This window comes from Bacteroides sp. AN502(2024) (assembly GCF_041227145.1).
GTDB lineage: Bacteria > Bacteroidota > Bacteroidia > Bacteroidales > Bacteroidaceae > Bacteroides.
The window spans coordinates 1,741,667-1,757,237 of record NZ_JBGFSP010000003.1 but is presented as its reverse complement, the minus strand read 5'-3'; the positions used below and the strand labels follow the sequence as shown (position 1 = coordinate 1,757,237).

The 15,571-nt window shown below is 44.5% G+C and carries 6 protein-coding genes and 1 pseudogene; 2 read left to right on the top strand and 5 right to left on the bottom strand.

Features of this window, described 5'->3' with window-relative positions; all coding sequences use genetic code 11:
• Nucleotides 1-143 precede the first annotated feature (143 nt).
• From lpxA to AB9N12_RS06820, 5 genes are all read right to left on the bottom strand, one after another.
• Nucleotides 144-914 (bottom strand): acyl-ACP--UDP-N-acetylglucosamine O-acyltransferase, encoded by a 771-nt coding sequence (lpxA, locus tag AB9N12_RS06840; protein WP_369890841.1) that lies wholly within the window; start codon nt 912-914, stop codon nt 144-146.
• An 18-nt stretch (nt 915-932) separates the two neighbouring features.
• A complete protein-coding gene (locus AB9N12_RS06835) occupies nt 933-2,324 on the bottom strand; it encodes an efflux transporter outer membrane subunit (protein ID WP_369890840.1) in 1,392 nt (463 codons plus the stop codon).
• A gap of 11 nt (nt 2,325-2,335) precedes the next feature.
• Nucleotides 2,336-5,764, bottom strand: a complete 3,429-nt coding sequence (locus AB9N12_RS06830; RefSeq protein ID WP_369890838.1) for an efflux RND transporter permease subunit — start codon at nt 5,762-5,764, stop codon at nt 2,336-2,338.
• Nucleotides 5,765-5,780: 16 nt separating this feature from the next.
• Entirely contained in the window at nt 5,781-6,956 is a 1,176-nt protein-coding gene (locus tag AB9N12_RS06825) for an efflux RND transporter periplasmic adaptor subunit (RefSeq protein ID WP_369890836.1), read from the bottom strand.
• Nucleotides 6,957-7,136: 180 nt separating this feature from the next.
• Entirely contained in the window at nt 7,137-10,244 is a 3,108-nt protein-coding gene (locus tag AB9N12_RS06820; protein ID WP_369890834.1) for a glycoside hydrolase family 2 TIM barrel-domain containing protein, read from the bottom strand.
• A 392-nt stretch (nt 10,245-10,636) separates the two neighbouring features.
• Between AB9N12_RS06820 and AB9N12_RS06815 the strand changes: the two are divergent.
• Both AB9N12_RS06815 and AB9N12_RS06810 read left to right on the top strand, forming a co-directional pair.
• Nucleotides 10,637-13,763, top strand: a pseudogene (locus AB9N12_RS06815) (SusC/RagA family TonB-linked outer membrane protein).
• Nucleotides 13,764-13,774: 11 nt separating this feature from the next.
• Complete coding sequence (locus AB9N12_RS06810) at nt 13,775-15,571, top strand: RagB/SusD family nutrient uptake outer membrane protein (RefSeq protein ID WP_369890831.1); 1,797 nt, start codon at nt 13,775-13,777, stop codon at nt 15,569-15,571.

Here is a 15,571-nt window from a genome sequence, read left to right as displayed (position 1 = left end):
TCCCCTTTTTGAGGAAATCACCCCTGCTATAGCTATCTGTGGCAGGGGTGAATCTTTATATTTAGGCATTATGACACACCTTCGACTTCTATTTACTGAGTCCTGTTAGACAGTCTCTTTCTTTTTAGCAAGTTCTCTTTTGTCTATTTCACGATTCCTCTCTTCGAGCTCTTCACGAAATTTACAATGTTCTCGATCTCTTCACTCATAGGAACCTGATCGATGATCTTCTGTACAGCATCCTGAATACTGAAATTGCCGTGATAAATCAAGCGGTATGCGTTGGCGATGTGTCGGAGGATTCTTTCCGATGTGTTGTGATGTTGGGAAAGAACTACGGCGTTCACACCGTGATATATTACAGGATTTCCGGACATAATAACATAAGGAGGTACATCTTTAGATATGCGGCACCCACTTTGTACCAGCGCCCAGCTACCTATGTGACAATATTGGTGCAAAGTTACATTACCGCTTAGAATAACGCTGTCATCTAAGGTACATTCTCCTGCGATGGTACTACCTATACCTATTACACAGTTATTGTTGATTTGTACATCATGGCAGAGATGTACTTTATCCATCAGGTAGTTTTCGTTTCCGATTTGGGTAGCATTACCGGCAAACGTGGCGCGGCTGATTACCACATTCTCGCGAATATCGTTGTGGTCACCGATAATCAGTCTACTGTCTTCTCCGGTATAGTGGAAATCTTGTGGTTCCGCTCCTAAGACAGCGTTCTGATGTACCTTGTTCCCTTTTCCCATTTTAGTACCTTTCAGGATACTGGCGTAGGGCATGATGATACAGTCATCTCCGATTTCCACATTCTTTTCAATGTAGGCAAAAGGCAGGACTGTTACATTCTTGCCTAACTTTGCTTCAGGGTCTACATAAGCTAACGGACTAATCATAATAGTATATGTTTAAAGTTATTCTTCTCTTCCGCCACCCAATGCCTGATAAAGGCTTACTACGGCCTGCATCTGATCAAAGCAATCGGAAACCTGAGAGATTTGTGCACTCAGGTAAGACTGTTGTGCTGACAGTACTTCCAGATAGGTTGAGGTTCCTAGATTAAACAATTCTTTTGTATCTTCCGAAGCTTTCTTGGCAGATTCTACCTGCATTTGGCGTGATTCCACTTTTTCACTGGTTCTTTGGTATAAACTTAGCGCATTGCTGACTTCACTACCGGCATTCAGAAGTGTTTGTTGGAAGGATAGTTTTGCTTGTTCCTCCTGTGCTTTCGCAGCTTTCAGCCGGGCAATATTCTGTCCCCGGTAAAAGAGGGGCTGCGTAAGTGAACCAATAGCGGAAGCCAACAACTTACCCGGATTGATAATTGCGCCACCTGCACTGTTGGTCCATCCGGCAGAGCCGCTGAGTGTGATTTGCGGATAGAATGCGGCACGTGCCGAATTCGTATTGTAATAACAGCTTGCCAACGACATTTCAGCCGCTTTTACATCCGGACGGTTGGATAGCAACTGGATAGGTACACCTGCGGAAAGTTCCGTTGGAAGTACTTGTTCCTCCAATACGCCACGTTTGATGGCGTGCGGAGCTTCTCCCAAGAAAGTGGACAGGGCATTTTCCGTCTCACGTATGCTTTGTTCAATGTCCGGAATAGTGGCAAGTACCTGAGCGTAAGCAGCCTTGCTCTGTTCTACACCGGCTGACGTGATGTTGTACATAGCGGAATTTTTCATCGCTTCCATTGTTTCGGCATTCTGTTTCAAGATTTCAGCCGTGGCTTGGGTTATTTCCAGCTGGCGGTCTAACATCATTAATGTATAATACATATTGGCGATGTTGGAGACAACCTGTGTCTGCACAGCCTGACGGTAAGCTTTCGTCTGTCTCAGAGTAACTTGCGCATTTCGTTTGGAGTTGAGCAACTGTCCGAACAGGTCGATCTGCCAGCTTGCCGTAACAGGTAATGAGTACGTTTTTGTGGCTGCATTTTTATCAAAACTACTGATTGTTCCTTGCGGTGATAATCCCAGTGACGGGGCATAAGCCAGACGTGCCGACATCAGGGATGCTTCTGCCGCTTTCACTTTCTGGGCAGCGGACAAAAGGTCAGTATTTTGTTTCAGTCCCGTTTCGATGAGGGACTGGAGTTGTGGGTCGGTGAAGACTTCTCTCCACGGCAGGTTACCGAAGTTGGCCGTATCCGATGCCAGTGTATCATTATTCGCTACCGGATTGCGATACAGGCCGTAAGTGGTGATATCTTCGGGTCTGTCATACGACTTATAGATGTGGCAGCTGCTCAAGAGAGCAGTTGCACACAGCATATATAGAATCTGTTTCTTCATATCGAATTTCATTATTTAGCGTATTGTTCAATCTCTGTTACGGCATCTGTATTGTCAATATCTTCCCATTCCATCGGTTTCACTTTCTCTTGCAGATATTCGAAGATTACGAACAAGGCAGGAACGATGAAAATCTGGCAAATCATACCGATTAACATACCACCGATAGAAGCAGTACCCAATGTACGGTTACCGTGAGCACCTACACCAAAGGCAAACATCAACGGAAGCAATCCGACTACCATTGCCAATGATGTCATCAAGATCGGGCGGAGACGGGCACCAGCGCCCAATACGGCTGCCCATGTGATGCTCATGCCCATCTTACGGCGGTCAAGGGCGAACTCTACAATCAGGATGGCATTTTTCGCCAACAGACCCATCAACATGATCAACGCAATCTGCATATAGATGTTGTTGGACATTGTGCCCAGAATCATCTTCAACATCGAGATATTACCGATAGCACTTACTCCGTTTACAAACAGGAAGCTGCCTAGCAGACCGAATGGAACGGACAGTAACACGGCCAATGGAAGTAGGTAACTTTCGTATTGCGCACTCAGCAACAGGTAAACGAAGACAAAGCAGAGGATGAAAATCAATCCGGTAGCACTTCCACTGGTTTGAGCTTCTTCACGTGCCATACCACCCAGCTCGTAGGTGTAACCGGTCGGAAGATTCTGGCTGGCTACTTCCGCCAGCGCAGCCAATGCTTGTCCGGATGTATAACCGCTGGCGGGAGCTACCATTACTTTCATGGAAGTGTAAAGGTTGAAGCGGCTGATGATGTCCGGGCCATACACTTTGTCCACCGTAATGAATTGAGAGATAGGAGCCATTTCACCGGCATTGTTGCGAACCTTGATATTTTTCAGAGATTCCAAGTTTTTGCGTGATAACGGGTCCGCCTGAATCATCACACGATACATCTTACCGAAACGGTTGAAGTTGGAGGCATACAGACCTCCATAATATCCTTGCATCGTGATAAGAATGTCGCTCGGGCTGATGCCTGCCTTCTTACAAGCTGCCGCGTCAATATCAATCATATATTGCGGGAAGTTCGGGTTAAACGAAGTTTTGGCCGAATTGATTTCTGGGCGGGCTTCCAGTGCGGCGGTATAGTCGTTGACTACATCGAAGAACTTGTTCAGGTCACCACCCGTCTTATCCTGCATATTCACCTCAATATCCGTAGATGCCGAATAACCCGGAATCATCGGCGGAGCAAAGAATAAAACCTGTGCTTCCTTGATGATTTTCTGTGCACGCATGTATAAGGACCCTACTACAACGTCAGAGTTTTGTATCATCGAACGTTCATCCCAATCTTTCAATTTGATAATGAAAGAACCGTAGGAAGGTCCCTGGCCACCGATGAAACCGAAACCGGAAATCAATGTGCGCGAAGATACGGCCGGGTCAGCCGCAATCAGGCTGTCTACACGTGCCAAAATTTTCTCCGAACGGTCTTGTGATGTGCCCGGCGGCAAAGTCACAGCTCCCATCAGTGTACCCGTATCTTCGTTGGGCACCATACCTGTCGGAGTGGTGTTCATGAAGAGGATAAGCAATGCTATAGAAACAATGACCAGTCCCATGGACAACCATTTCTTTTGGATAAAGAACAGTACTTGTTTCTTATATTTTTTCAGGATGGATTCATAAGTCTCGTTGAATCTGTTCTTGAATTTGTTCGTGCTCATCCCGATCAGTGCCAAAATACTAAGCAGTATGAGGAGGACGGTAATCACCGGATTGATACTGAAGAATCCGAAAATCATACCGAGAATGGCAATTAGTGTGAATGTTAGTGTGATTCCCGGATGCAACATCTTTCCGATTGCTTCGGTATACCTTTTGATCATTGTTGTATGAGCTGCCTTATAGGCTGTTTTCATACGCTCCTTCAACGGGGGAACCTCTTCGGCTCCTTCCTGTTTGTGCGGTTTCAGAAGAACGGCACACAAGGCGGGGCTTAATGTCAAGGCATTCAGGGCGGACAGACCGATGGCGATGGCCATGGTCATACCGAATTGGCGATAGAATGTTCCTGCCGTTCCACCCATGAAGCTTACCGGGATAAACACGGCCATCATAACCAATGTAATGGATACGATTGCACCACCCAATTCGTTCATCGCGTCGATGGAAGCCAGTCGGGCGGAAGTGTAGCCTTGGTCTAGTTTGGCGTGTACACCCTCAACGACCACAATGGCATCATCGACAACAATTGCAATGGCGAGTACAAGTGCACATAAAGTTAGCAAGTTCAAGCTGAACCCTACTAAGGACAGAATGAAGAATGTACCGATAAGGGCTACCGGAATGGCGATAGTCGGAATCAATGTGGAACGTAGGTCCTGTAAGAAGATATATACTACAATAAATACCAAGATAAATGCCTCGATCAATGTTTTCAATACTTCATGGATAGAAGCGAACAAGAAATCGTTGGCATTCATGGATACGTTTATCTTCAAACCGGCAGGCAGTGATTGGGACGCTTCATCCAATAACGTCTGAATATGGCTGATGGTTTGTGTCGCATTTGTTCCCGCCATCTGATAAACGATACAGGTCACAGCCTTATGTCCGTTTACACGGTTGGTAAAGCTGTACCCCAGACGGTCCAGCTGGATTTCGGCAATATCGTTCAGACGAAGTACTTCACCGTCGGGCAAAGACTTGATGACAATATTCTCGAACTCTTCCGGCTGTTGCAGACGTCCTTTGTAGCGGATGGTATATTGGAATGTTTGGTTGCTGCGTTCACCGAATTGTCCCGGAGCAGCTTCCACGTTCTGTTCAGCCAAGGCTGCGGATATGTCGCCCGGAACCAGCTTGTATTGCGCCATTACGTCCGGACGCAGCCAAATACGCATAGAGTAGTCATATCCCATCACTGTGGCATCACCCACACCCGGTACACGCTGAACTTGCGGAATCAGGTTGATCTTTGCATAGTTTTCGATGAATGATTCTGCGTATGTATCACTTTCGTCGTAAAGAGAGAATACTACTAGCATGGAAGTCTGGCGTTTCTGGGTGGTCACACCGACTTTGGTTACTTCGGCAGGCAGTAATCCCTGTGCCATAGAAACGCGGTTCTGCACGTTAACGGCAGCCATATCCGGGTCTGTTCCCTGTTTGAAATAGATGGATATATCACCTGCACCGGTGTTGGATGCGTTGGAGGTCATATACATCATGTTTTCCACACCGTTGATTTGTTCCTCTAGCGGGGCAATCACAGAATTCAATACGGTTGATGCGCTGGCGCCCGTGTAAGTGGCCCTTACCGATACGGTAGGAGGCGCAATGTCCGGATACTGGGTGATTGGCAGTGTTGTCAGTCCGATAACACCCAGAATGACTATCAAAATAGAAATAACCGTTGATAGTACCGGACGGTTAATAAATTTATCTAATTTCATATGATTATCTGAATGATTAATTGAAAGCTGTAGCTAAATTACCATCGTGCTGGTCTTTCAAATGCTGTTGATAGTTTGCTTCTTTTTGAGCAGGTGTGATGGGCTGTATGATTTGACCATCCTTCAGATTCTGCACGCCTTCGATTACAATCTTATCTTCAGGGTTCAAACCCGAAGTGACGAGGTATTCTTTTCCGTTGTCCAGGTTGAAGATTTTGATTTCTGTATATTTCACAGTGTTATCCGGTTGCAAAACGTAAACGAACTTCTTATCCTGGATCTCTACTGTTGCTGATTGTGGTATCGTAATCACATTTTCCATCGTGTAGGGAATCTGTACGTTTGCCGTTCCGCCACTACGTAAGATGTGTTCTTTGTTCGGGAAAAGGGCACGCATGCTTACCGAACCTGTTGACTGGTCGATTACTCCTGTAATGGCGTCTACTTTACCTTCGATGCTGTACTCGGTTCCATCGATCAGCTGCAATTTGATAGCTGGAATTTTGCTGATTTCTTCTTTGATAGTACTTCCGGTTTTAGTCATAGCCAACAGCTCTTTTTCTGTCATGGAGAAATATACATATACTTCATCAATCTCAGAAACGGTGGTCATCGGAGTAGAGATGGAAGGGCTTACCAAGGCTCCCAGACGATATGGAATATCGTTGATTACACCGTCAGAAGGACTCTTCACCCGGGTGAAAGAGAGATTCTGTTGTGCTGTGGTAAGCTGTGCCTGTGACTGTGCCAATTGTGCCTGGGCCTGTGCCAGCGTGTTCTCTGCCATTGACAAGTCGTAATCGCTGATGATATTCTTCTTGTTAAGTTCACGCTTATTGTCTACTGTCATTTGTTGGGTACGGACAGCAGCTTCGGCTGTAGCAACGGCAGCTTTTGCCGTGTGTACTGCTGCTTCGTATTGTGTAGGGTCAATAATGAACAACACTTGTCCCTTACAAACTGTTGCTCCTTCATCCACGCATAGTTTCGTGATAAAACCCGATACCTGCGGACGAATTTCCACGTCTTGTTTACCTTTGATTGTAGCCGGATAGGCAGTCGTTAAATGAGCAGTCGTCTTTTGTAACTCTTGTACTGCATATTCAGGAACCTTTCCTGTTCCATTGCCCTTATTGCTGCAGCTAGACAAGAAGGCTACGCAAAATGCAAATAAAACAATTCTACTTTTCATACTTATAAATATCTGTTTTTTATTTAATACGTTTGTTTTCAGTGTGCTGTTCATTTATATAGTCAAGGGTTTTAAGGAAGAAAAGTTGGAAACTAATTCATTCAAATTAGTTTCCAACTGCAAAAGTACTTTAAATTCGGTATTCTTGTTCTCTGATACCGTGTTTTTTAACGATGTTTTTTACTTTAGTTTATGATATACAGGAGTCATAATAAAACTTAACTCATAATCATGGTAAGGAAGACGGTATTTTTCCAGTGGGATAGCTCCCCAACTGTTCACACAGGCAAGACCGGCTTGCACCTTGTCGATGCAGAAATTGGTGAAGTCTGCCTTTTCTACTTCCGGCGAGTGACGCTGGTCTTTACTGTGCCCATCATCTAATGATTCGATAGTATAATTCAGGGCAGAAGCAGAGAAAGGAGCATCCGATATGAATTGCAAGCCGTTGCCACTGATGTTCAGAAGTCTCCACCAGCGGATATCCGTTTTTGTTCCGGTTTCTTGCGGGCGGATGTAAGGATAGAATTGCTCTTCCACTGTCTGGTGATATTTGCCTAACATGGCTGCGTGGTTACGATCGGCATAGTTTTCTCCCGGGCCACGGCCGTAGTATTCGATCTTGTAGAACTGAAGAGGCATACGCATTTGCATACCGAAGCGGAACATGTCAGAAACTTTCTTGCTCTTGTCTGCTGTCATCTTTTGGGTAACTTTCACTGCACCTTTATTATTAATGGTATAGGTTAGCGACAGTGTTCCACCTATCGACTTCATGTCATATTCGGCACGAACTACTGCCTGATCGTTTTCAATTGCGTGTTTCAGGGAAGTCAGTTTCAGTTCCGGATTCTTCCATGCAGCGTATTTGTGTTGCAGTCCGGCTCCGAAGTCATTGTCGGTCGGTGCACGCCAGAAGTTAGGAGTCAGTGCGCTGCCATCTTCCATCAGTTGCATGCCGTTGACGTCGTAGCGACAAAGGTAACCATTGTGCTTATCAAAGTCCATGGAGAAGTTTTCACCTTTCACAATCAGATAATTGTAGTCGTTATCCAAAATATTGGGCACGATAACCGGTATGTTGGAGGCCTGTTGGTTTTCCAGTTTCAGTTCCGGTGCTTTGTAGTCACGAATGCTTAACTGGTCATAAGCGACAGTCGTTCCTGCCGGCAGCAGTGTTTCGGCAGCTTTCAGTTTATAGCTCACGTTTAGCAACAATTCTTTGCAAGGGCAGATCTTTTTGGTGTCAAATGGAATTTGTATCTTGACAGTTTGTTGGGGGGCTGCTTTCAGGTCGGATACGATGCCGGTTTGTACTACTTCTCCGTTAGCCAGCAATTGCCATTCCATATAGTATGCAGAGAGGTCACGGAAGAATTTCTCATTGAAGATATTGACTTCACCTTTGGCAAGATCCGCAGGAGTAGTCCATATATCCTGATAGAAATAAGCAACTTCATAAGCATGTGGATTAGGCACGCGGTCGGGGCTGATTAAACCGTTGTCGTTGAAGTTATTATCCGAGGCATCGTATTTGTTGAAGTCACCGCCATAACCATAGATACTCACTCCGTTTTTGTTTTTCCAGTGGCAGGACTGGTCTACGAAGTCCCAGATAAATCCGCCCTGATATTTCGGATATTTGCGGATAATGTCCCAATATTCTTTGAATCCGCCTTCGGAGTTACCCATAGCGTGCGCGTATTCACATTGGATTAACGGCTTTTGGATATTGCCTTCACTATATTTGATGCAAGCATCGTAGCCATAGTACATCGGGCAGAAAATATCGGTGAATTCGCTGGTTCCTGCCTGTTCGTACTGTACGGCACGTGTCTTGTCCTCATTCTTGATCCAAGTGTAGCATTTCTCAAAGTTCGGTCCCATGCCGGCTTCGTTACCCAGTGACCAGAAGATGATGGACGGATGGTTGTAACCACGTTGTACGTTGCGTTGGTTGCGCTCCATGTGAGCTTTGGCGTAACTTGGGTTCTTCGCCAGTGTTTGGTCGCCGTAACCCATACCGTGAGATTCTATGTTAGCTTCGGCTACTACATACAGGCCATATTGGTCGCAAAGGTCATACCAACGGTTGTCATCCGGATAATGGCAGGTACGTACAGCATTGATATTCAACTTTTTCATCACTTTGATATCCTGCAACATACGTTCGATGGAAACGACATAACCACCGTCCGGGTCCATTTCGTGACGGTCGGCTCCTTTGAAGAGTACCGGTTGTCCGTTGACAAGTATCTGTCCGCCTTTCAGTTCAATCTTACGGAATCCTACTTTGATGGGGATTACTTCTACTACGCTGTTACCGTTTTTCAGTGTAGCGGTCAGCGTGTAGAGATTAGGCGTTTCGGCACTCCATTTAGCCGGATTGGAGACGGATAGGGTCGTGTTTAATTTGCCCGAGCCTTTCAGGTCGGCAGTTGCTACACTGTTGCCTTGTGCATCTGTCAAGTCCAAAGCTACTGTACCGCTTCCTTTCAGGTCAACGGCTATGTCCAGCGTACCGTCTTTATATTGGCTGTCCAGATCGGGAGTGAGGCGAATATCTTGGATGTATTTTTTGTCGCGTGCGTAGAGATAACAATCACGTCCTACACCGGAGTAGCGGAAGAAGTCCTGATCTTCCAGATAACTACCGTCGCACCAGCGGAATACTTGAAAAGCAATTATGTTTTTGCCCGGTTTCAGATAGTTGGTCAGGTTGAATTCAGCTTCCAGTTTACTGTCTTCGCTATATCCTACGTAGCGTCCGTTCACCCAAAGGTACATATTGGAAGTTACCGAGCCGAAATGTGCAAAAATCTCTTTGCCTTTCCAGTCGGCAGGAAGGATGATTTCTTTGCGGTAAGAGCCTACGTGGTTGTTTTCTGTCGGCACTTGCGGAGGATTGTTTTTGAATTGATTTCTCCAGGCATATCCTACGTTGACATAGATAGGATCACCGTAGCCGTTCAATTCCCAGACGCCGGGGACTTGGAGGTCGTCCCAACCTTTGTCGTTGAAATTCATCTGGTAAAAGTCGGTGGGACGTGCATCTGCGTGTCTCACCCAGTTGAATTTCCAAAGACCGTTCAGGGTCATGAAATTCGTTGATTTTTCTTTGATACCGGCTTTAGCTTCATCAGCCGATGCATAAGCAAAGTAATTAGTGTGCATGGCGGAACGGTTTACGGAATTCACTTCCGGATCTTTCCACTCATTGAAGCTTTGTGCTTGAATTGCTGTCAGTCCCAATGCAGCCAAGCAGCAAGAGAGTAGTTGTTTCTTCATGGGCTTTTGTTTTAGGTTTGAATTTCTGGAGTCAAAGATACGCAATAATTTGATTAATAAAGGAGAATAATAAGTCTAATTAGGTATGGCAATACTTCATTTTTGATTTATTTATGAACTATCCAATGGAGTCTGATAATGATATGTGGAGTTGGCATAGATTTATTTTTTTAGCGGGACACCCTGATACGATGGATAATACAGCTAAATTTAACGCTTGACATTTCATGTTATGTATTATTTTGTATCTTTTTAGTATGATAATTGTATACTAAAAAACATCGTATTCATTTAATTTGCAACAATTTTTTAATAAACCTATTTTAATTCTTAAATTTATTATGAATAAATTGACGAGACTAAAAAGATGCAAGAGGTGCATCAGTACGTTAATGCTTATGTGTTGTTCGCTCCTGGTATGGGCACAAAATACTGTAACGGGAACTGTATTGGATGAATCCGGTTTAGAAGTGATTGGTGCCAATGTGAAGGAGAAAGGCGCTGCTAATGGTGCTATTACCGACATGAATGGTGTTTTCCATTTAAAAGTAAGCAATCCTCAAAAGGCTGTTCTGCAGATTTCGTTCATAGGATATGAACCTCGAGAAGTGCCATTAAATGGACGCAAACAACTGAAGATTGTGTTGAAAGAGACGGCAAATGAACTTCAGGAAGTTACCGTTGTGGCCTATGGTACACAAAAAAAAGAAACTCTGACAGGAGCCATTTCCGCTGTAAACAATGAGGCACTGATACGTTCGCCAAATGCAAGTGTGGCCAATTCACTGGCGGGTCAGATTACAGGACTCTCATCTGTCCAGACTAGCGGTCAGCCGGGGAAGGAGGACCCTAAGGTGTTTATTCGCGGAGTAGGGTCTTTGACAGAAAGTGCTTCCTCTCCTTTGATTTTGGTGGATGGCATAGAACGTTCGTTTTATCAAATGGACCCGAATGAGATAGAGAATGTGACGGTTCTGAAAGATGCTTCCGCTACTGCCGTGTTCGGTGTGCGTGGTGCAAATGGCGTAATTTTGGTGACTACACGTCGTGGTAAGGAAGGCAAAGCGAAAATCTCCGTGAATTCTTCGGTCGGTATCCAGATGCCTACCCGTATGCTTGAAATGGCAGACAGCTATACATATGCTACTTTAAGAAACGAGATTATCACGAATGACAAGCCGAATGCTACCGAAAACGATTTGGTGTTCGATAATTATGCAATTGAACGGTTCAGGTTGAATGATGAACCTATTATGTATCCCAGTATCGACTGGAGAAAGTATCTGCTTAATAAAACGTCTGTGCAAACACAGCATAACCTGAATATTTCCGGAGGAACAAAGGATATACGTTACTTTATATCTTTAGGTTTTTTATATCAGAATGGTTTGCTGAAACAGTTTGAAGGAGTGGGGTATGATAACAATTATAAATACAAAAGATACAATTACCGTGCGAATTTAGACTTTAATGCAACTAAGACTACCACACTGAAGATGAGCATCGGCGGTATTGTGGGTAACCGGAATGAACCGATGATCAATGATGCGACTAATTCGATCTGGACACTGATTAATCAGACAACTCCGTTTAGCAGTCCGGGTGTAATTGACGGACAACTCATAGTTACCCCCGAAGAACGGTTTGATAATAAAATTAATCTGGGCAACAGTGCTTTGCCTAAATGTTATGGGACGGGTTACTCAACTGCTATTAATAATACGATGAATCTGGATCTTCTGGTGAATCAGAAGTTGGACTTCATAACCAAAGGGCTGTCGGCGGAAATAAAAGGTGCTTATAATACGAGTTATGGTTTTACCAAAAAGCGTAAAGGGCAAGTGGAACAATTGATGCCTTTCTATCAGTCTTCTTTGGAGGATCCGTCGCTTGGTTATGATTCGCCGGATTTTAACAAGAATATTGTTTATAAAATCAAAGGAGAGAACAAGAGCTTGCAATATGAGGAAACTTCTTCGCGGGCACGAGACTGGTATCTGGAAGCAAGTCTGAGATATAACCGTAAATTTGGTTTTCATAATGTCGGGGGATTGTTCTTATACAATCAGAGCAAGAAATACTATCCCGCTCAATGGGTGGGAGTACCGTCTGCTTACATCGGTTTTGTAGGGCGTCTGACGTATGATTATAAATCCCGCTATATGGCAGAAGTTAACTTCGGTTATAACGGTTCTGAGAATTTTGCTCCGGGTAAGAGATTCGGTGCGTTTCCTGCCGGCTCCATCGGTTATATTCTGTCGGAAGAGCCCTTTATGAAAAAGCAGAAGGTGGTTGATTATTTGAAATTCCGTGCTTCTGTCGGCTTGGTCGGAAATGACAATCTTGGAAATAACCGCTTCTTGTTCCTGCCGGATTCTTACGATGTGAATCTGAGCGGAGTAGACGGGTGGAATAACAATAAGTATGGATTCAACTTCGGTTATAACAGTAAGGCGTTGATTCTGGGTGCATTGGAGAAGCGTTTGGGCAATCCGAACGTGACTTGGGAAACTGCGCTGAAACAGAATTACGGATTGGACGTTCATTTTTTGAAAAGTCGTCTGAAAATCTCTTTGGATTATTTCCTCGAAGAACGTAAAGATATTCTTATCAATCGTAAGACAATACCTTTATTAACGGGGTTGACTTCATCCATTCTACCTGCTGTAAATATGGGTAAAGTGAAAAATCATGGATATGAAGTAGAAGTGAAGTGGAACGACAAGATCGGGCAGGTTCAGTATAATGTTCAGGCAAATGTGTCTTACTCAAAGAATAAAATTATTTTCCAAGACGAGGTGGAGCCTAATGAGCCTTATATGTGGCGGACAGGAAATCCGGTCGGAACGCTCTTCGGATATGTAGCGGACGGTTTTTATACAGAGGCGGATTTCGGGGAGAACGGCAAACTGTCGGAAGGTCTGCCCGATCCGGGTGTGTCTGTGAAGCCGGGTGATGTGAAATACCGCGATTTGAACGGTGATGAAGAAATTACTTCCGATGACCAGACTATTATTGGAAACCCGACTCGTCCGGCCTATACCTTCGGTTTGAATTATGGTATTAATTACAAAGGCTTTTTCCTGACGATGAACTGGACGGGTGCCGCACAGCGTTCTTTGTTGCTGGACGGGGCTTTCAGAAGAACCTTTTGGAAATGGTAAAATCCGTGGTTTGATGCAGTTCCATGCAGATACGCGCTGGACACCGGAAACCGCTAACACAGCTACTACGCCGCGGTTTACAGAGACAAATTCAGTTTATAATATGCGTTCCTCCTCTTTGTGGGTGCGAGACGGCTCTTATTTGAAGCTGAAGAATGTGACGATAGGATATAACTTCACGGATAAGAAGATATTGAAGAAGCTGGGTATTCAGCAGTTGGGTATAAAACTGACGGGTTATAACCTGCTGACCTTTGATAAGTTTGATATCATGGATCCTGAATGTAATCCGAATAATGCGGATTCTTATCCGATCATTAAAATATATAATTTAGGTATTAATCTAACCTTTTAATAGTGCTGACAATGAAAAACTATAAAAAGTATATAGGCTGTCTTTTTCTCTTTGTATTGACACTGATAGGGTGTGAAGATCTTAAGTTTGGAGAGAAATTCCTGGATAAGCCGATAAGTAACGAACAGAATATCGATTCTGTTTTTAACAAAAAGGTATATGCTGAGCAGGCGTTGGCGGAAACTTATCATTCTCTGCCGGATTATCTGCCGATGCAAGGACGCCTGGGATATGGTGTCTTGGAAATGCTTACCGATCTGGGTGACTGGACGAAAAAGGGGGCACCTAAATTTTATACAGGAACGGTGGACGGAACAAATGCCTATCAGGAACATCTTCCATATCGGTTGGATGTTGCCAGTACTACAATCGGAGTAGGACCGATTTATGGTATCCGGAAAGCCTATATCTACATTGAAAATGTGGATAGAGTGTCGGACATGACTGCGGATGAGAAAGCGATAGGAAAAGCGGAAGCACAAGTAATCATTGCCTATCATTATTCTCAAATGCTCCGTTATTATGGCGGTATGCCGTGGATAGACCATGCATATACGGCAGAAGATGCGATGAAATTTCCTCGTATGACAGTGGAAGAAACTGTACAGAAGATCGTTGGACTATTGGATGCGGCAGCCGCTGTACTGCCTTGGCAGGTGGATGCAGATCATGACGGACACATGACGGCTGCTTCTGCTTTAGCGTTAAAGTCCAGAGTGCTTCAGTTTGTAGCGAGTCCTTTATTTAATGCTGATAAACCTTATCTGGAAGGAGACGCTTCGTCTCAATTCCTTACTTGGTATGGCAACTATTCACCGGACAGATGGCAGAAGGCGTTGGATGCCGGATTAGAGTTCATGCGGGCTAATAAAAAGAACTCGGACGCATATCAGCTGGTGAATACAGGTAATCCCCGCGATGATTTTGCAGCAGGATATTTCAATCGTCATAACGGTGAAGTCTTGATTTCTTCCAGAAGATTCACCACTTATGCTACGGGAAAGCTTCCGTTTGCCCAAGTACGTTACGGGGTCGCTTCTCCTACATTGACCTATGTCGATATGTTTCAGATGAAAGATGGAACGGAATTCGACTGGAACAATCCGGATCATCATAAATTCCCCTTCTTTGATAAGGACGGAAACCCCAGAAGGGATATCCGCCTGTATGAAACAGTGGCAGTGAATGGAGATAAGTTTACGGGTGCTCAAAAAGTGCAGATTTATCAAGGAGCCACCCAGTCGCCTTATAAAGACGGACGAATGAGCTACAATGGGCTTGCCATGAGAAAATTTATACGGAACTTCAAAGATGAAGTGAATGGTAAATTTTATTCTTGCCCGTTGATTCGCCTTCCGGAGGTTTACCTGAATATAGCCGAAGCGATGAACGAATTGAATAAGGCGGAAGTCCGTGATGAGTTTGGCAATACTGCTTATGATTATTTGAATAAAACCAGACTGCGTGCAGGTATGCCTGCGATTTCGTCAGCAGATGTGCCGGCCGGCAAACCGTTGCGTGAAGCGATATTACGCGAAAGAGCCATTGAGTTCGGCTATGAAGAAGTACGTTATTTCGATCTGGTACGTTGGAAACGCGCAGATATATTTACTAGACAATTATCACGTCTGATTATAAAAAAAGCGCCCGGTGAGCCAAGCGGCTTTTCTTATACCATATCTCATGCAATGGCGGAAACACGCCAGTATGCGAAACCTGAGAAGTGGAGCGACAAGTATTTCCTGTTACCTCTGCCTGTAGATGAGATAAACAAGAAATACGGATTGATTCAGAATCCGGGTTGGTAA

What these genes read in the sequence shown, in the direction of transcription:
- AB9N12_RS06810 (WP_369890831.1), top strand. Translation starts at nt 13,775, where the DNA reads ATGAAAAACTATAAAAAGTATATAGGCTGTCTTTTTCTCTTTGTATTG.
- AB9N12_RS06835 (WP_369890840.1), bottom strand. Translation starts at nt 2,324, where the DNA reads ATGAAGAAACAGATTCTATATATGCTGTGTGCAACTGCTCTCTTGAGC.
- AB9N12_RS06820 (WP_369890834.1), bottom strand. Translation starts at nt 10,244, where the DNA reads ATGAAGAAACAACTACTCTCTTGCTGCTTGGCTGCATTGGGACTGACA.
- lpxA (WP_369890841.1), bottom strand. Translation starts at nt 914, where the DNA reads ATGATTAGTCCGTTAGCTTATGTAGACCCTGAAGCAAAGTTAGGCAAG.
- AB9N12_RS06825 (WP_369890836.1), bottom strand. Translation starts at nt 6,956, where the DNA reads ATGAAAAGTAGAATTGTTTTATTTGCATTTTGCGTAGCCTTCTTGTCT.
- AB9N12_RS06830 (WP_369890838.1), bottom strand. Translation starts at nt 5,764, where the DNA reads ATGAAATTAGATAAATTTATTAACCGTCCGGTACTATCAACGGTTATT.